Below are 17,614 nucleotides of genomic sequence, written 5' to 3'. Positions count from 1 at the left end.
GCCCCTTTTCGAAAGGGCGGCGAATGCAGATCCAGATCGCGCAATCCACACCGACGGCTGCCAGCATTGCCTTGGTCGTGGAGAGGCTCTATGGCATGGGCAAGGTGGTCGAGAGCGAATTCCTGCGGCGTGGCTTCAACCAGGTCTACCGATTGCGTTTTGCCGATGGTCGCCGTGTCGTGGCGCGGCTCTGCGCCGAACGTCCGCGCGGTGAACCCAATGTCGTGTTCGAGGCCGCCATGCTGGACCACTGGTCCGCGCACGGATGTCCCGTGTCTCGGTGCCTGCCTGCCGCGAATGGCGACATCGCGATTCATCTGACTCTGCCTGAAGGGGCCCGAGCGCTGATGTTGTTCGAATACCTCGAAGGCGAAGTCACGGGGGAATCATCGGACGACATCGCCGCGTTCGCGAGCGGGTTGGCGAGCCTGCACACGGCCGCCGAGAACTATGCGGGTCCCGCAAGCGCCTATCGCCTGGATCTCGACGATCTGTTGATGCGTCCCTTGGAGGGTCTGCTGCGTGCGGCCACCATGACATCAGAGTTGCGTCCGCAATTCGAGACACTGGGTCGGCGTCTGCACGACGATATCCTGGCCATAGAGGCGCCCAGCGAGGTCATGTGTCATGGCGATGCCCATGGCGAAAACAATTTCGTCGTCAACACCCCGCAGGGCCGCAGACGTGCGGTCTTTTTCGACTTCGATGAATCTGGCCCCGGCTATCTGGCTTATGAATTGGCCGTGTACCCATGGAAGCTGCACCCGCGCACGCTCGATGGCGTCTGGAGCGACAAGGCCAAAACACAATGGCGATGCTTCATCGCCGCCTATCGCGAAGCACACCGGATCACTGACAAAGACCTGGCCGCCATCCCCCGTTTCATGGCCGTGAGGCAGTTCTGGCTCCTGGGCGAGTACGCGGGCCGGACACCGGTATGGGGTTCGCAGGTCATGCCGACCGACTACCTGCGCCGGCAGGCGGCGATGCTGCGCAAATGGGAAGCCCTGGAAATGCCGGACTGAAGGCACTCGACCGACGCTGTGTCGATCGATCAGGCCGACAGGAGCCTCCTTGAGGCCTCGAGCCAGTCGGTGAATTGCGGCAACGGCCTGATGCCGCCTAGCGCAACCCCTGCCACCAGCGCACGTTGCGGCGCGGCGCGCCCAGGGTCAGCACCTCGCCGAGCTGCGGCGTCGCCAGCTCGATGCGCTCGCGCTCGGCGATGTCGGCGATGCGCTCGAGCGGGTCGTGCCAGGTGTGCAGGGCGAGGTCGAAGGCGCTGTTGTGCATGACGTACAGGACCCGGGCGCGGACGTCGCGGAAGGCGCGCACGCTCTCCTCGGGCTGCATGTGCACCGAGGGCCAGTAGCCGTCGTAGGCCCCGTTCTCGATCAGCGCGATGTCGAAGCCGCCGAAGCGCTCGCCGATCTGCGCGAAGCCCGGGAAGTAGCCCGAGTCGCCGCTGTAGAACAGGCGCTGGTCGCCGCTCTGGATCACCCACGAGGCCCACAGCGTGCGGTCGCGGTCGGTCAGGCCGCGGCCGGAGAAATGCTGCGCCGGCGTCGCCGTCAGCCGCACGTCGCCCAGGCGGCCCTGCTGCCACCAGTCGAACTCCTCGATGCGATCGGCCGGCACGCCCATGTCGCGCAGCCGCGCGCCGACGCCCAGCGGCACGAAGTAGCGCCGCACGCGGTCGCGCAGCCCCTCGATGGTGCCGACGTCGAGGTGGTCGTAGTGGTCGTGCGAGAGGATCACGCCCTCGATCGGCGGCAGGTCGGCCAATGCGATCGGCGTCGGCTGGAAGCGCTTCGGGCCGGCGAAGGACACCGGCGAGGCGCGTTCGCCGAACATCGGATCGATCAGCCAGTAGGCGCCGCGCAGCTTCAGCAGCACCGACGAATGGCCCAGTCGGACCAGGTGGATGGCATCCGGATCGAGGGCCTCGAGCCCGGCGCGGTCGAGCGGGCGCACCGGCAGCGGCTCGGCCGGGCGGGTGGCTTCCTTCTTCACCGTCAGGAAGCGGGTCCAGATCTTCCAGCCGCTCTCGGAGGCGCGGGCTTCGGGGTTGGGCAGGTTGTGGAAGCGACAGTCGTCGGTGGAGAACGGGGCGACGCTCGTGCGGCCGTCCGCCACGGCCGGTGGCTTGCAGGGGCTGTTCAGGGCGCAGCCCGCGACGGCGGCGACGAGCGCCGCGAGCGTCAGTCGCAGCAGCGGGGTGCCGGTCGAGCGGCGGGGTCGGCGGTGAGGGACTGGCAAGTGGTTCCTTGGAGGCGTGGAGGGTGGGGTGCACCGTCGCGGCGCCACGGTGGGCGGCGATGACGGGTCCGGTGAGACAGCCTAGGGTCGGACGCGCGCCCGGCCGCCTAGGCTGAACGCCCTTCCTGCCCGGGGGAAATCACCGATTCGATGCCCCAACCGGTTTCATACACTGCGCGACGTTCCGTCGGCGTCGCCTCGACATCGCCTCGACATCGCCTCGACATCGCCTCGATCCGCCCGGCGCCTCCCGGCTCTCCCTCCCGGCTCCCGTCCAGCTCTTTCCCCAGCTCCCCTCCAGCGCATGAATCCTGTTCCCGCCGCCTTCGACGTCGCCGTCTTCGGTGAAGCCATGCTGATGTTCGTGGCCGACCGGCCGGGACCGATCGAGCAGGCCGAGACCTTCCACAAGCGCACCGCCGGTGCCGAGACCAATGTCGCCGTCGGTCTGTCGCGCCTGGGGCTGCAGGTCGGCTGGGCCAGCCGGCTGGGGACCGACTCGATGGGCCGCTACCTGATCGACGCCATGCAGCGCGAGGGCATCGACTGCGCCCACGTGACCCGAGACCCCGCGCAGCGCACCGGCTTCCTGTTCAAGGGCCGCGTCGACGACGGCAGCGATCCGCCGATCGAATACCACCGCAAGGGCTCGGCCGCGAGCCTGATGACGCCAGCCGACATCGATGCGGACTGGCTGCGCTCGGCGCGCCACCTGCACGCCACGGGCGTGTTCGCGGCGTTGTCGGAGACCAGCCTGCGGGCCGCCGTCGCCGCCATGGACGTGATGCGCGCCGCCGGCCGCACGATCTCTTTCGATCCCAACCTGCGGCCCACGCTGTGGTCCTCGACCGAGGCGATGCGCGCGGCCGTCAACGACCTCGCCGCGCGCGCCGACTGGGTGCTGCCGGGCATCGAGGAGGGTCGGCTACTGACCGGCGAGGACTCGCCCGAAGGCGTCGCGCGCTTCTACCGCCGGCGCGGCGCCAGGCTGGTCGTGGTCAAGCTGGGCGCCGAGGGCGCCTACTACGACGGCGACGTGGCCGGTGGCAGCGCCACCGGCCGCGTGCCGGGCTTTCCGGTCGAGCGGGTGGTCGACACCGTCGGCGCCGGCGACGGCTTCGCGGCCGGTGTGGTGAGCGCCCTGCTGGAGGGGCTCGACGTGGTCGACGCGGTGCGGCGCGGCAGCTGGATCGGCGCCCGCGCCGTGCAGGTGCCCGGCGACACCGAGGGCCTGCCGACGCGCTGCGAACTCGACGCGGCGGGGTTGCGGTCATGACGGCCCCGCGCAAGAAGGTGCTGGTGTTCCGCGAACTGCCCGCCGACCAGCTCGCGCGCCTGACGGCGGCGCACGATGTCACCGTCGCCGACCCGCGCATCGCGGCGCAGGCCGATGCCTTCCACGCCGCGCTGGCCGAGGCGCAGGGCCTGATCGGTTCGAGCTTTCCCATCGACCGCGCCCGCATCGACGCGGCGCCCCGGCTGGAGGTGGTCTCCAGCGTCTCGGTGGGGGTCGACAACTACGCGCTGGACGCCCTGCGCGAGCGCGGCATCGTGCTGTGCCACACGCCCGGCGTGCTCGACGAGACGGTGGCCGACACCGTCTTCGCGCTGCTGATGGCGACCGCGCGGCGCGTGGTCGAGGTCGCCCTGCTGGTGCGCGAGGGACGCTGGACGCGCAACATCGAGGAGGACCTCTTCGGCACCGATGTCCATGGCAAGACGCTCGGACTGCTGGGCTTCGGCCGCATCGGCCAGGCCATCGCCCGGCGCGCGGCGCTGGGATTCGGCATGCCGGTGCTCTACCACGCGCGGCGGCCGGTCGACCTCGCCGCGCAGGCGCCCGAGCTGCACGGCAAGGCCCGTCACGCCCCGCTCGCCGAAGTGCTCGCGAACTCGGATTTCGTGGTCGCGATGCTGCCGCTGTCGGCCAGCACGCGCGGCCTGGTCGATGCCGGCGTGTTCGCCGCCATGAAGCCCGGCGCCATCTTCATCAACGGCGGGCGCGGCGCCACGGTCGACGAGGCGGCGCTGCTGGCCGCGCTCGACCACGGCACCCTGCGCGCGGCCGGGCTCGATGTCTTCGCCAAGGAGCCATTGCCGGCGGATTCGCCCCTGCGCACGCATCCGCGCGTGACGCCGTTGCCGCACATCGGCTCGGCCACGCACGAGACACGCCACGGCATGGCGGCGCTGGCCGTGACCAACCTGCTGCGCGCACTCGCCGGCGAGCGGCCCGACGCCGTCTACGACACGAGCGCGGGGTGACGGCGGGCGGGCCGCGCCATGCCGGTGCCGCCCGACGACAACGGGGAAGGCGTCGCGATGCGCGATGCGCGAGGGCCGGGACTCAGCCCAGTTCGGCGACGAGTTCGATCTCGACGCAAGCGCCCATCGGGATCTGCGCCACGCCGAACGCGCTGCGCGCATGCGCGCCCTTGTCGGCGCCGAAGACCTCGGCGAGCAGTTCGCTCGCGCCGTTGGTGACCAGGTGCTGCTCGGTGAAGCTGGATGTCGAGTTGACCAGGCTCATGACCTTGACGATGCGCTTGATCCGGTTCAGGTCGCCGGTCGCGGCATGCAGGGTGCCCAGCAGGTCGATGGCGACGGCGCGCGCCGCCTGCTTCCCCTCGTCGGTGCCGATGGCGGCGCCCAGCTGGCCGACCCAGGGCTTGCCGTCGCGCTTGGCCAGGTGGCCCGAGAGGAACACCAGATTGCCGGTCTGCACGAAGGGCACGTAGGCCGCGGCGGGGACCGAGACGGGTGGCAGCGAGATGCCGAGTTGCGACAGCTTGTCGTAGACGCTCATGGAAGGACTCCCTCGGTTGGAAAACCGGCGAGGTTAACGGATGGCGTCGTCGGCGCGTGGTGGCGGCGGCGGCGCCGATGGCGCCTGCGACCGCGCCGGCTGCGACTGCAGTTCCTCCAGTGGCCGCACCGTCACGCCGACGTCGAGCGTGTGGCGCGCGCCGCCATGCAGCACGCCGCGCATGGGCGAGACATCGGAGTAGTCGCGGCCGATCGCCAGCGTCACGTAGTCCTCGCCCGGCTGGCGGCCGTTGGTCGGGTCGAAGTCGACCCAGTCGCCCGTCAGGTGGTCCTCGCCCGGCAGGTACACCGACACCCAGGCGTGCGACGCGTCGGCGCCGATCAGGCGCGCCTTGCCCGGTGGCGGCTGCGTCAGCAGGTAGCCGCTGACATAGCGCGCCGGCAGGCCCAGGGTGCGGAAGCAGCCGATCATGATGTGCGCGAAGTCCTGGCACACGCCCTTGCGCTGCGCCAGCGCCTCCACGGCGGGCGTGTTGATCTCGGTGCTGCTGGCGTCGTACTTGAACTCCCGGTAGATGCGCCGCGTCAGGTCCATGGCGGCATCGAAGGTGGCCCGCTCGGCGGTGAAGCTGGCGCGCGCATAGGCCGCGAAGTCGTCGTGGCGCGGCACGTAGGGCGAGGGGAAGACGAATTCCGAGGCGGCATCGAAGCGCGCGTTCTTGCCATAGCGGAAGCGCTCGCGCACCCGCTCCCAGGGCAGGTCGCGGGCGATGCGCGCCGACAGCATCGGCTCGGTGGTCTCGACCAGGCTCTCGGCCGTCACCACCAGCTCGTCGTGCGTCGACTCGAGGGCGAAGAAGGCGCGCGTGTTGCCATACAGGTCGGGCACCTCGCGGCACTGCGCCGGCGTCGGCGTGATCGTGAGCGTGTGGCTGAGCAGCCGCTGCCAGGGCGTGGCGCAGGGCTTCAGGTGCGCCAGGTGCTGCGCCGTCTCGACCGGCGGCGTGTAGTCGTAGCGCGTCTCGTGGGTGACGTGGAGCAGCATGGATCTAGACCCCCACCGAGCGCACCGACTCGGACGTCAGCGTGAAGTAGCGCGTGCCGATGGCGTCGGACACGTGATAGGCGGCCGTCTCGCAGGTGCGGAACAGCTTGACGAGGGTGTCGTACCGGCCGTCCGGGCCGGGGTCGCACAGCGTCTCGAGCGTCCAGGTGGCGGGATCGGGCAGCTCGTAGGACAGCGCGGTGAGCTTGCCCGGCGCGCTGCCCGCCAGGCGGGCGATGCGTCCGCGCAGGGTCTGCGTGACCCAGGCCAGCGAACGCGGGTTGTCGCCGTCGAGCACCAGCAGGTCGACCAGGGTCGCGACGTCGCGGCGCTGCTGGTAGCGGGCATGGAAGGTGATGGTGCTGTCGAACAACGCGACGACGGCCTCGAAGCCGTCGACCTCGTGCACCGCCGCGTCCTCGAAGCCGGCGGCCAGCGCGTTCGCCAGGAAGGCCAGCCGCTCGATGTGGCGGCCGATCGACAGCAGCCGCCAGGCATCGTCGCGCGTCATGCGGTCGGTCTGGGCCCCGGTCATGGCCGACAGCGCGGTGCTGGCGGACTCCAGCGTGCGCAGCGCGGCGCCGCTGGCGAAGCTGCTCTCGCGGGTGCGGGGCTCGCCGGACAGTTCGGCGCAGCGGCGCAGGAAATCGGTCTCGGCGCGCACGATCTGGTTCCAGTGCTCCTGCGACAGCCGCTCGCGCACGGCGGCGGCGGCCTGGCGCACGCAGCGCAGGGTGTAGCCGACGCTGCCGGTGTCGGTCTTGCCCAGGTCGGCGATGACGGCGCGCTCGAACACGCGGCGCGAGCGCGTCACCGATGGCACCTGGCGCGGCACCAGGCCGTTGCGCAGGGCGAGCCGGTGCAGCCATTCGAGGATCGGCGGCGACGCCTGGTCCTCGCCGCCGAGCAGGTCGAGCGCCAGCCGCGCGAGCCGCACGGCGTTCTCGGCGCGCTCGGTGTAGCGCCCGAGCCAGAACATGTTCTCCGCCGCGCGGCTGGTGACCGGCGCGCGATGGCGCGCCAGCGAGGCCGGCGTGGCGTGCGGCTGCAGCCGGGTGCTGAGATCGACCGGTCCGTGCGTCTGCACCCAGACGTCGGCGCTGCTGCCGCCGCGCTGCATCGAGGCGATCTGCGCATCGGCGCCGGCCAGTCGGGCCAGCCCGCCGGGCAGCACGCGCCAGGACTGCGCGCCATCGCTGACGGCGAACACGCGCAGCAGCACGGCGCGCGGCGCGATGCGGCCGAGCGAGGCGTCGGGCGCCCAGGTCGGCATCTGCGAAAGGGGCAGGTAGGTCTGCACGGTGTGCTCGTCGCCCTGGCGCACGATGCGCCCGGCCCATTCGTCGAGCTCCCGGCGTCCCATGCGGCTGCCGAGCACGGCTTCGAAGCCGTGCCGCGTGCGGCTGCCGGCATAGGTCGGCTTGATCGCCGCCTGGTCGAGCTGCGGCAGGGCCGCCTCGAGCGCCGCGCGCTCGCCGCACCACCAGGTCGGCAGCGCCGGCAGGCGCAGCTTCTCGCCGATCAGCCGCCGCGCCAGTGCCGGCAGGAAGCCCAGCAATGCCGGCGATTCGAGGAACGCCGAGCCCGGCATGTTGGCCACCAGCAGGTTGCCGGCGCGGATCGCCTGCAGCAGGCCGGGCACGCCCAGCGTGGAATCGGGGCGCAGCTCCAGCGGGTCGAGGAACTCGTCGTCGAGCCGCTTGATGAGACCGTGCACCGGCCGCAGTCCCTGCAGCGTCTTCAGGTAGAGGCGCTGGTCGCGCACGGTGAGGTCGCTGCCCTCGACCAGGGTCACGCCCAGGTAGCGCGCCAGGTAGGCGTGCTCGAAGTAGGTCTCGTTGTAGGGACCGGGCGTGAGCAGGGCGATGTGCGGCGGCGCACCGGCCGGACACAGGCCCTGCAGGCCCTCCATCAGCGCGGTGTAGGTGGCGGCCAGCCGCTGCACCTGCAGCGCGGCGAAGGCCTGCGGGAACTGGCGCGAGATGGCGACCCGGTTCTCCAGCAGGTAGCCCAGGCCGGAGGGGGCCTGCGTGCGCTGCGAGACCACCCACCAGTTGCCGTCCGGACCGCGCGCGAGGTCGAAGGCGGCGATGTGCAGCCAGGTGTCGCCCGGCGGCTTGACGCCGTGCATCGGCCGCAGGTAGCCCGGATGGCCGCGCACCAGCGCCGGCGGCAGCAGGCCTTCGGCCAGCAGCACCTGGGGGCCGTAGACATCGGCCATCACGCGGTCGAGCACGCGCACGCGCTGCAGCACGCCGGCCTCGATCTGAGTCCAGCTCTCGGGCGAGATGATCAGCGGGAACAGGTCGAGCGACCAGGGCCGTTGGGGCCCGTCGGCATCGGCGTAGACGTTGTAGGTGACGCCGTTGTCGCGGATCTGGCGCTCCAGCCCGACGGCGCGGCGCGGCAGGTCGGTGAAGCCGCCGTCGCCCAGGTTCTCGAAGAAGCGGCGCCACGGCGGCGCGAGGACCTCGGCGCCGGTGGCGCGGGCGGCCGGCGATGCCTCGCCCGATGGCGCGGGCGCGCCGCCGGATGGCGGCGGCTGCGAGGCGTCGTAGAGCAGGGGGGACGCCGGCGCGGCGCCCGTCGTCGCAGGGTCGGGTGCCGCGGCGGGCCCGGCGACGCCGCCGCGCAGTTCGTCGAAGTGGCCGGGGGGCGGCGGCGGCGCGAGCGCGGCCGCCAGCGCCGCGGGCGACCCCGTTGCGTGCGCGTCGAAGAGGGATTCGTTCTGCGGTTCCAAGATACGGGGATTGTCGACGCTGCGCGACCGGCCGCTCGCGCGACCGGCCGGGCGGGCCGTCTTCAGCGTCGCAGGTCCAGCGTGAACGGAAACTCGCGACTGCCCGCCAGCTCGATGGTCGCCGGGGGCGTGCGCATCGTGCCGGGCGTGTGGCCCATGCGGGTGAAGCGCGACATGCGGCGGCTCTCGGCCTCGTAGGCGTTGACGGGGAAGGTCTCGTAGTTGCGCCCGCCCGGATGGGCGACGAAGTACTGGCAGCCGCCGAGCGAACGCTTCATCCAGGTGTCGACCAGGTCGAAGGTCAGCGGCGCGTGCGCGCCGATGCTCGGGTGCAGCGACGACGGCGGGTTCCAGGCCTTGTAGCGCACGCCGGCGACGAACTCGCCGGTGGTGCCGGTGGGCTGCAGCGGCAGCACCTTGCCATTGACGGTGACCACGTGACGGCTCTCGTTGAGGCCGGTCACGCGCACCTCGATGCGCTCGAGCGACGAGTCGACATAGCGCACGGTGCCGCCGGAGGAGCCTTCCTCGCCCATCACGTGCCAGGGTTCGAGCGCGTTGCGCAGCGACAGCTCGACGCCCATCGAGCGCACCTGGCCGACCAGCGGGAAGCGGAACTCGAGGTGCGGCGCGAACCATTCGGGATCGAACGGGAAGCCGGCCTGGCGCATCTCGGCGATGACGTCCTCGAAGTCCATCTTGACGAAGGTCGGCAGCAGGAAGCGGTCGTGCAGCTCGGTGCCCCAGCGGGTGGCGGGCGCCTGGTAGGGCGTGTCCCAGAAGCGGGCGACGAAGGCGCGCAGCAGCAGCTGCTGGGCGACGCTCATGCGGGCGTGCGGTGGCATCTCGAAGGCGCGCAGTTCCAGCAGGCCCAGGCGTCCGGTGGACGAATCGGGCGAGTAGAGCTTGTCGATGCAGAACTCGCTGCGGTGCGTGTTGCCGGTGACGTCCACCAGGATGTTGCGCAGGGTGCGGTCGACCAGCCAGGCGGGCATGTCCTTGCCATAGACCTCGCGCTCGCGGGCGATCTCCTTGAGCGCGATCTCCAGCTCGTAGACCTGATCGTTGCGCGCCTCGTCGACGCGCGGGGCCTGGCTGGTCGGGCCGATGAACATGCCCGAGAACAGGTAGCTCAGCGACGGATGGTTGTGCCAGTAGAGCAGCAGGCTGGCCAGCAGCTCGGGCCGGCGCAGGAACGGGCTGTCCGCCGGCGTGGCGCCGCCCAGCACGAAGTGGTTGCCCCCGCCGGTGCCGGTGTGGCGGCCGTCGGTCATGAACTTCTCCGCCGACAGCCGGGTCTCGAAGGCGGCGTCGTAGAGGAATTCGGTGTGCTCGACCAGCTCGCGCCAGTTGTGAGCGGGGTGGATGTTGACCTCGATCACGCCCGGGTCGGGCGTGACCTGCAGCATCTTCAGGCGCGGGTCGCGCGGCGGCGGATAGCCTTCCATGACGATGCGCAGGCCGAGCTGCTCGGAGGTCGCCTCGATGGCGGCGACGAGGTCGAGGTAGTCCTCCAGGCGCGACAGCGGCGGCATGAAGACATAGAGCACGCCCGAGGCGCTGCCGACCTTCTCGGCCGCCGGGCCGTTGGCGCGACGCGGGTCGCGCACCTCGACGCACAGCGCCGTGCGCGTGGCCCAGTGGGCCGACTCGCCCCGGCGCGGGATGCGCGGGGTGGCGGGGTCGCTGTCCGAGCCCGGCAGGCCGGCGGCAGCGGCGCCATCGGCGCCCACGGCGGCCACGGCGCCGACCGGGCCCTCGCCATGCGCCACGGCGCGGGCTTCCTGCATGCGCACCGAAACGGGGGCGGCGGGCGGCGCGCCGAAGGCATAGGGCACCGCGCCGAGATCGCCCGTGGCCGGCGTCGGCGCGCTCGGATAGCGGGTGCGGAAGTCGGCGGCGCTGGGCAGGTCGTCGCGCGGGGCGGTCGGGTCGCGGTCGATCTGGTAGGGATAGTCGCCCTTGCTGACCCATGGCTGCGAGTCGAGCGGCAGGCGATAGCCCATGGGCGAATCGCCGGGGATGAGATAGAGCCGGTCGTCGCGCAGGAACCAGGGGCCGGTGCGCCAGCCGGGACCCTCCATCGCGGGCGCGTCGGCGGTCGCGTTGCCGGGCTCGATCGGCAGCATGTAGCCGACCACCGCGTCGAGCTTCTGCGTGAAGACGCGGCGCAGTCGCACGCGTTCGAGTTCGTCGTCCAGCTTGGAGTCGAACGGATCGACGTTGACCGGCAGGCGGCGCTCGCGCCAGAGGTAGTAGAAGGTGTCCTCGTAGCCGGGCTGGATGTAGCGCTCGGTCAGGCCCAGGCGATGCGCCAGCACGGTGGTGAAGCGGCGCGCGTCCTCGCTCGTGTAGTGGGTCGGATGGCGCTCGTCGACGAAGCGCTCGGGATCGCGCCACAGCGGCTGGCCGTCGGCGCGCCAGAAGATCGACAGCGCCCAGCGCGGCAGCTGCTCGCCCGGATACCACTTGCCCTGGCCGAAGTGCAGGAAGCCGCCATCGCCATACTGCGCCCGCAGCTTGTGCACCAGCTCGGTGGCGTAGCCGCGCTTGGTCGGGCCGAGCGCATCGGTGTTCCATTCCGGCGCATCGCGATTGGTGGTGCAGACATAGGTCGGCTCGCCGCCCATCGTCAGGCGCACGTCGCCGGCCTCCAGCTTCGCGTCGACGGCATCGCCCAGCGCCAGGATGTCGGCCCACTGCTCCTCGGTGTAGGGCTTGGTGACGCGCGGGGACTCGTGGATGCGGGTGACCACCATCTCGTGGCCGAACTCGACCTCGGCGTCGTCCACCACGCCCTCGATGGGTGCGGCGCTCGAGGGCGTCGGCGTGCAGGCCAGCGGGATGTGGCCCTCGCCGGCGAGCAGGCCGGAGGTGGCGTCCAGGCCGATCCAGCCGGCGCCGGGCAGGTAGACCTCGCACCAGGCGTGCAGGTCGGTGAAGTCGACCGTGGTGCCGCTCGGGCCGTCGAGCGCCTTGACGTCGGGCGTGAGCTGGATCAGGTAGCCCGAGACGAAGCGCGCGGCCAGGCCCAGGTGGCGCAGCAGCTGCACCAGCAGCCAGCCGGAGTCGCGGCACGAGCCGCTGCCCTTGGTGAGCGTCTCCTCGGGCGTCTGCACGCCGGGCTCCATCCGGATGAGGTAGTTGACGTCGCCCTGCACCTGCTGGTTGATGCCCACCAGGAAGTCGATGGTGCGCTGTTCCTTGCGGTCGACCTTCTCCAGGTAGGCCGCCACCAGCGGCGTCATCGCATCGGTCACCAGGTAGGGCGCGAGCTCCTCGGCCTGCGAGGCGCTGTACTTGAAGGGAAAGTTCTCGGCTTCGGGTTCGAGGAAGAAGTCGAACGGGTTGTAGACCGCCATCTCGACCACGAGATCCACCGTGACCTTGAATTCGCGGGTCTTCTCCGGGAACACCAGGCGCGCCTGGTAGTTGGCGAAGGGATCCTGCTGCCAGTTGACGAAATGCTGTTCGGGCTCGATGCGCAGCGAGTACGAGATGACGTTGCTGCGGCAATGCGGTGCCGGACGCAGGCGCACGACCTGAGGACCCAGCTGGACCGGGCGGTCGTACTTGTAGTGGGTGACGTGATGAAGCGCGGCGTGGATGGACATGGGATTTGGATGTGCTTCAAAGGTCTCGGATGGAACGCATACTAGCCCACGAATAAGCAATTAGTGCGCCATGACGACCCCATGTCGATCGCGGATCGACCTCTCCAGGCCATGGCGCCGGTGTCGTCGCGCTCTTTTCCCGGCCGGCCATGACATCCATGCCGCTGGCCGGGCATTGCCACGGCGATGCCCGCTTCGACATCGAGCCTGCAAACCAATGTTCGTGAAAGAAATATGGGGCTGGTCCTGTAGTAGCTATTGACGATTTCTATTTCCATGAATTGAGAATTCATCAGAAAACTCAATAGTTATTCATGGATCGCTCCGGAGGCCTGCAATAAAAATTAATTTGCCGATGACGACAAATTAATACGCGATGAAAAACATGGCAGGCCATGACGACCCGGACATTCCCGCGCGCGGCGCTCCTTTTTCCCTGGTCGCGTTCCGGCAGGCCCGCCGGCCGGACGCACCGAAGGCCTGCGGATCGCATGCATCCGTAGTCCCGCGCCGCTCCCATGGCGCCGCGATGCGCGACGTGCCTTCGCCGCCGGCGGCGTCGCCGGTCCGGGTCGGCGCGCCGGCCTCGTCGAGGGTGGCAGCGTCCGACGACCGGCCTTTGCGGCTCGCGCCGCCGCCCGCCGGCCCGGGATGGCGGACCGGGAATTGCCGCCGCAGCATCGCCGGCCGGGAAATGGCCGGTCGATCCGAATCCCGCGCGCTGCTGGAATTCGAATTGCCGCCGCCCGGCCACGCCCCGCAATTCACCCGCCCGATCGAGCCGGTGGCCCCGGGACTGGATGTGCATGCGCTGCGGCGGCTGCCGGCATTCGATGCCGACCCGGTGCGGCCGCTTCGCGGCGATCCCGGTGGCGTCCATCGGGGCGAACGGGCGCCCCGGCGGCCGACGCGATCCGCCGCCTAGGCGACGCCATGTCGATCGAGAGGGAGGATGCCGGCCTCGCGCGCGGCTGGAACGGCTTCGCGGCGCTGGCCGGATGGCTGGTCGGCACGGCCCTGCAACTGCAGCAATCCGCGCTGTGGCGCGGCGCGACCTATGGCGCGCTCGCGGTGGCGGGGCTGGCCGGCCTGCTGGCCTGGGCGGTGTCGCGGCGCCGGCCACGCCGCATCGGCACCGCCTGGCTGGCGGCCGGCCTGGTGCTGGCCCTGGCCGCGCTGGCCGGTGCCGGGACCACCGGCTGGCGCGCCGCGCGACAGGCCGCGGGCGCGCTCGACCCCGCCCTGGAAGGGCGCGACCTGCAGGTGGTGGGCGTGGTGGTCGGCCTGCCGCAGCACGGCGAGGGCGGCACGCGCTTCACGCTGGCGGTCGAGACGGCGCATCGGGTGGTGGCGCCGGCCGTCGTGGACGGCACCGGAGCCGCCGTCGCCGTCGCCGCCGCCGCCGCCGACACGGCGATCGCACACCCGCCCGATCGGCTCGCGCTCGCCTGGTATGCCGAGGGCGGCGCTCGCTGGGGGCGCGCCGACGACGAGTCCGGCGCCACGGCCCCGACCCACGCGCCCGGGGACCCCGCGCCACGCGCGCTCCCGCCCCCGACGCTGGCCGGCCCGGGGGCGCCGCACGCCGGCGAGCGCTGGCGCCTCGTGGTGCGATTGAAGGCGCCGCACGGCGATGTCAATCCGCATGGCTTCGACCAGGAGCTGTGGCTGTGGACGCAGGGCGTGCGCGCGAATGGCTATGTGCGCGCCGGTCCGCGCGACGCGGCACCGCTGCGGCTGGCGACGACCTGGCGCGAGCCCGTGGCGCGCTCGCGCGAGGCGGTGCGCGATGCCGTCTTCGAGCGCATCGCCGACCGGCGCGCCGCCGGGGTCGTCGCGGCCCTGGTGACGGGCGACCAGAGCGCCATCGAGCGCGCCGACTGGGAGGTCTTCCGCGCCACCGGCGTGGCGCACCTGGTGTCGATCTCCGGCCTGCACATCACCCTGTTCGCGGCCCTGGCCTCGCTGCTCGTCGGCCTGGCGTGGCGGCGCAGCGCCTGGCTCATGCAGCGCTGGCCGGCGCCGCGCGCGGCCGTGGCCGGTGGCGTGCTGCTGGCGGCCGCGTATGCGCTGTTCAGCGGCTGGGGCGTGCCGTCCCAGCGCACGGTCGGCATGCTGGCGGTGGTGGCTTGGCTGCGGCTCTCGGGGCGCCGCTGGCCCTGGCCCTGCGTCTGGCTGCTGGCGGCCTGGGCGGCGGTGCTGCTCGATCCGTGGGCGCTGCTGCAGGCCGGCTTCTGGCTCAGCTTCGTGGCGGTGGCGGCGCTGTCCGCCACCGATGGCGCGGCATCCGGCGTCCGTCCGGAGGGCTGGCGCGGGCACCTGGCGCGCCTGGCGCGCGAGCAGGGCGTGGTCACGCTGGCGCTCACGCCGCTGACGCTGCTGCTGTTCCAGCAGGTGTCGGTGGTCGGTCTGGCGGCCAACGCGCTGGCGATCCCGTGGGTCACGCTGGTGGTGACGCCGCTGGCGATGGCGGGCGTGGTCGCGCCACCCCTGTGGGACCTGGCGGCGCATGCCGCGCAGGCGCTGGCCTGGGTGCTGCAGGGCCTGGCGGCGCTGCCCTTCGCCACGCTCTCGGCGGCGGCGCCGCCGATGTGGCTGGCGGCCTGCGGCATCGCCGGCGGCATCGTCGTGGCGATGGCGCGCCTGCCCTGGCGGCTGCGAGCGCTCGGCCTGCCGCTGCTGCTGCCGGTGCTGCTGTGGCAGCCGGCGCGGCCGGGCGCCGGCGAGTTCGAGCTGCTGGCCGCCGACGTCGGGCAGGGCAACGCCGTGCTGGTGCGCACCGCCGGGCACAGCCTGCTCTACGACGCCGGGCCGCGCTACAGCTTGGAGAGCGATGCCGGCCAGCGCGTGCTGGTGCCGCTGCTGCGCGCCCTCGGCGAGCACCTGGACCTGCTGGTGCTGAGCCACCGCGACAGCGACCACACCGGCGGCGCGGCGGCGGTGCTGGCGGCGCAGCCGGATGCCGCGGCGCTCGGCTCCATCGAGGCCGGCCATCCCCTGCAGGCGCTGCGGCCGGTGCGGCGCTGCGTGGCCGGCCAGCGCTGGTCGTGGGACGGCGTGACCTTCGAGGTCCTGCATCCGCTCGCCGCCGATCCGCAGCTGCCCGGCGTGCGTCCGAACGCGCTCTCGTGCGTCCTGCGCATCGGCAACGGACGCGCCACCGCGCTGCTGGCGGGCGACATCGAGCAGCCCCAGGAAGCCGCGCTGGCCGCCCGCAGCGCCACGGGCGCCCTGCGCGCCGACGTGCTGCTGGTGCCGCATCACGGCAGCCGCACCTCGTCGAGCCCGGCGCTGCTCGATGCCGTCCGGCCCCGTCTGGCGCTGGCCCAGGCGGGCTACCGCAACCGCTTCGGGCATCCGGCGCCGCTGGTGGCCGAGGCCTATGCGGCGCGCGGCATCGCGCTGGTCGACAGCCCGCACTGCGGCGCGGCGCACTGGTCGAGCCTGGCGCCGGGGCAGGTGAGGTGCGAGCGCGCCGCACGGGCGCGCTACTGGCGGCATCGCGTGCCCTGAGTGCGATCGACATGCGGCGCCGCCGCCGAAGGCGCGGGCCGGGGATGGCATTTCGCGCCTTTCATGGGCTCCGTGCGTGAAGATCGCCTGGCGCTTGGCCTCGAAATTGCTAAGCTCTGCGCAGGAGAAATGGTTGTTCACATGCACAAATTCGACGAGATGTACGAGCAGCTGCCCTATGCCGGCGCTGCGATCCGCAGCCATTACGCCCGCTACGACCAGTGGCTGGCGCGTCAGCCCGGCGAGCTCATGCGCTCCCGGCGCGAGGAGGCCGAGCTCATATTCCGCCGTGTCGGCATCACCTTCGCGGTGTATGGCGCCAAGGACGAGGACGGTTCCGGCACCGAGCGCCTGATTCCCTTCGACCTGCTGCCGCGCATCATCCCGGCGCACGAATGGGAGCAGATGGAACGGGGCCTGGTGCAGCGCGTGACCGCGCTCAACCGCTTCATCCACGACGTCTACCACGACCAGGAGATCGTCAAGGCCGGCATCATCCCGATCGAGCAGATCCGCGACAACGCGCAGTTCCGCCCCGAGATGATGGGCGTGACGGTGCCCAACAACGTCTACTCCAACATCTCGGGCATCGACATCGTGCGGGCGCCCGATGCCCAGGGCAACGGCGAGTACTACGTGCTGGAGGACAACCTGCGGGTGCCCAGCGGCGTGAGCTACATGCTGGAGAACCGCAAGATGATGATGCGGCTCTTCCCCGATCTCTTCAGCCAGAACCGCATCGCGCCGGTCGCGCACTATCCCGACCTGCTGCTGGAGACCCTGCGCGCGAGCGCGCCGCCGGCGACCGCCGAGCCGACCGTGGTCGTGCTCACGCCGGGCATGTACAACAGCGCCTACTTCGAGCATGCCTTCCTGGCCCAGCAGATGGGCATCGAGCTGGTCGAGGGCCAGGACCTGTTCGTCAAGGACGACTTCGTCTACATGCGCACCACGCGGGGCCCGAAGCGCGTGGACGTGATCTATCGCCGCGTCGACGACGACTTCCTCGATCCCGAGGTCTTCAAGCCCGACTCGACCCTCGGCTGCGCCGGCCTGATGCGCGCCTATCGCGCGGGCAACGTCGCCATCTCCAACGCCGTGGGCACCGGCGTGGCCGACGACAAGTCGATCTATCCCTACGTGCCGAAGATGATCGAGTTCTACCTCGGCGAGCAGCCGATCCTGAAGAACGTGCCGACCTACATGTGCCGCAACAAGGACGACCTGCGCTACACGCTCGACCACATGGAGGACCTGGTGGTCAAGGAGGTGCATGGCGCCGGCGGCTACGGCATGCTGATCGGCCCGGCCTCGACCAAGGCCGAGATCGAGGACTTCAAGCGCGCCGTCATGGCCAAGCCCGACGGCTACATCGCCCAGCCGACCCTGAGCCTGTCGACCTCGCCGACCTTCGTCGAATCGGGCATCGCGCCGCGCCACATCGACCTGCGGCCCTTCGTGCTGTCGGCCAAGGAAGTGCAGATGGTGCCCGGGGGCCTCACGCGCGTGGCGCTCAAGGAAGGCTCGCTGGTGGTGAATTCGTCGCAGGGCGGCGGCACCAAGGACACCTGGATCATCGAGGGCGACCGGCGCGGCGCGCGTCAGGCGGCGGTCGACGTCGCCGCCGCCGCGGTGCAGGCCCAGAAACAAACATCGGCCTGAGGCCCAGAGGAGACG

The 17,614-nt window shown here is 71.4% G+C and carries 11 protein-coding genes; 6 read left to right on the top strand and 5 right to left on the bottom strand.

Features of this window, described 5'->3' with window-relative positions; all coding sequences use genetic code 11:
* Positions 1–23: 23 nt before the first annotated feature.
* Positions 24–1,025 (top strand): phosphotransferase enzyme family protein, encoded by a 1,002-nt coding sequence (locus AC1MLT_RS08185; RefSeq protein WP_481034865.1) that lies wholly within the window; start codon positions 24–26, stop codon positions 1,023–1,025.
* Between the two features lie 97 nt (positions 1,026–1,122).
* Here the strand turns inward: AC1MLT_RS08185 and AC1MLT_RS08180 are convergent, their stop codons facing one another.
* A complete protein-coding gene (locus AC1MLT_RS08180; protein WP_481034864.1) occupies positions 1,123–2,259 on the bottom strand; it encodes an MBL fold metallo-hydrolase in 1,137 nt (378 codons plus the stop codon).
* Positions 2,260–2,563: 304 nt separating this feature from the next.
* On the opposite strand from AC1MLT_RS08180, the gene AC1MLT_RS08175 reads away from it, so the two are divergent.
* Both AC1MLT_RS08175 and AC1MLT_RS08170 read left to right on the top strand, forming a co-directional pair.
* Positions 2,564–3,535, top strand: a complete 972-nt coding sequence (locus tag AC1MLT_RS08175) for a sugar kinase (protein ID WP_481034862.1) — start codon at positions 2,564–2,566, stop codon at positions 3,533–3,535.
* Positions 3,532–4,524, top strand: a complete 993-nt coding sequence (locus tag AC1MLT_RS08170) for a 2-hydroxyacid dehydrogenase (protein WP_481034861.1) — start codon at positions 3,532–3,534, stop codon at positions 4,522–4,524. Before AC1MLT_RS08175 ends, AC1MLT_RS08170 begins: the two co-directional genes overlap by 4 nt.
* Positions 4,525–4,606: 82 nt before the next feature.
* Here AC1MLT_RS08170 and AC1MLT_RS08165 read toward each other — a convergent pair whose 3' ends face one another.
* From AC1MLT_RS08165 to AC1MLT_RS08150, 4 genes are all read right to left on the bottom strand, one after another.
* Positions 4,607–5,065 carry a RidA family protein gene (locus AC1MLT_RS08165; RefSeq protein ID WP_481034860.1) on the bottom strand — a complete coding sequence of 153 codons (459 nt, stop codon included), beginning with the start codon at positions 5,063–5,065 and terminating at the stop codon, positions 4,607–4,609.
* A gap of 33 nt (positions 5,066–5,098) precedes the next feature.
* Complete coding sequence (locus tag AC1MLT_RS08160) at positions 5,099–6,070, bottom strand: transglutaminase family protein (RefSeq protein ID WP_481034859.1); 972 nt, start codon at positions 6,068–6,070, stop codon at positions 5,099–5,101.
* Positions 6,071–6,074: 4 nt separating this feature from the next.
* A complete protein-coding gene (locus tag AC1MLT_RS08155; protein ID WP_481034858.1) occupies positions 6,075–8,810 on the bottom strand; it encodes a circularly permuted type 2 ATP-grasp protein in 2,736 nt (911 codons plus the stop codon).
* A 62-nt stretch (positions 8,811–8,872) separates the two neighbouring features.
* Positions 8,873–12,424: a transglutaminase family protein gene (locus tag AC1MLT_RS08150; RefSeq protein WP_481034857.1), complete on the bottom strand. Its 3,552-nt coding sequence runs from the start codon at positions 12,422–12,424 to the stop codon at positions 8,873–8,875.
* A gap of 376 nt (positions 12,425–12,800) precedes the next feature.
* Here AC1MLT_RS08150 and AC1MLT_RS08145 point away from each other — a divergent pair, with 376 nt between their 5' ends.
* The 3 genes from AC1MLT_RS08145 (at position 12,801) to AC1MLT_RS08135 (ending at position 17,599) form a co-directional block, all read left to right on the top strand.
* Positions 12,801–13,349 (top strand): hypothetical protein, encoded by a 549-nt coding sequence (locus AC1MLT_RS08145; protein WP_481034856.1) that lies wholly within the window; start codon positions 12,801–12,803, stop codon positions 13,347–13,349.
* A gap of 8 nt (positions 13,350–13,357) precedes the next feature.
* Positions 13,358–15,937, top strand: coding sequence for a DNA internalization-related competence protein ComEC/Rec2 (locus AC1MLT_RS08140; RefSeq protein ID WP_481034855.1), 2,580 nt, complete (start codon positions 13,358–13,360; stop codon positions 15,935–15,937).
* Positions 15,938–16,078: 141 nt separating this feature from the next.
* Positions 16,079–17,599, top strand: coding sequence for a circularly permuted type 2 ATP-grasp protein (locus tag AC1MLT_RS08135; protein WP_481034854.1), 1,521 nt, complete (start codon positions 16,079–16,081; stop codon positions 17,597–17,599).
* Positions 17,600–17,614 lie beyond the last annotated feature (15 nt).

The sequence above is a fragment of the Variovorax sp. PEI5 genome (assembly GCF_056679935.1).
Note: the sequence above shows the minus strand (reverse complement) of the source record. Positions and strands in the feature narration are given on the sequence as shown.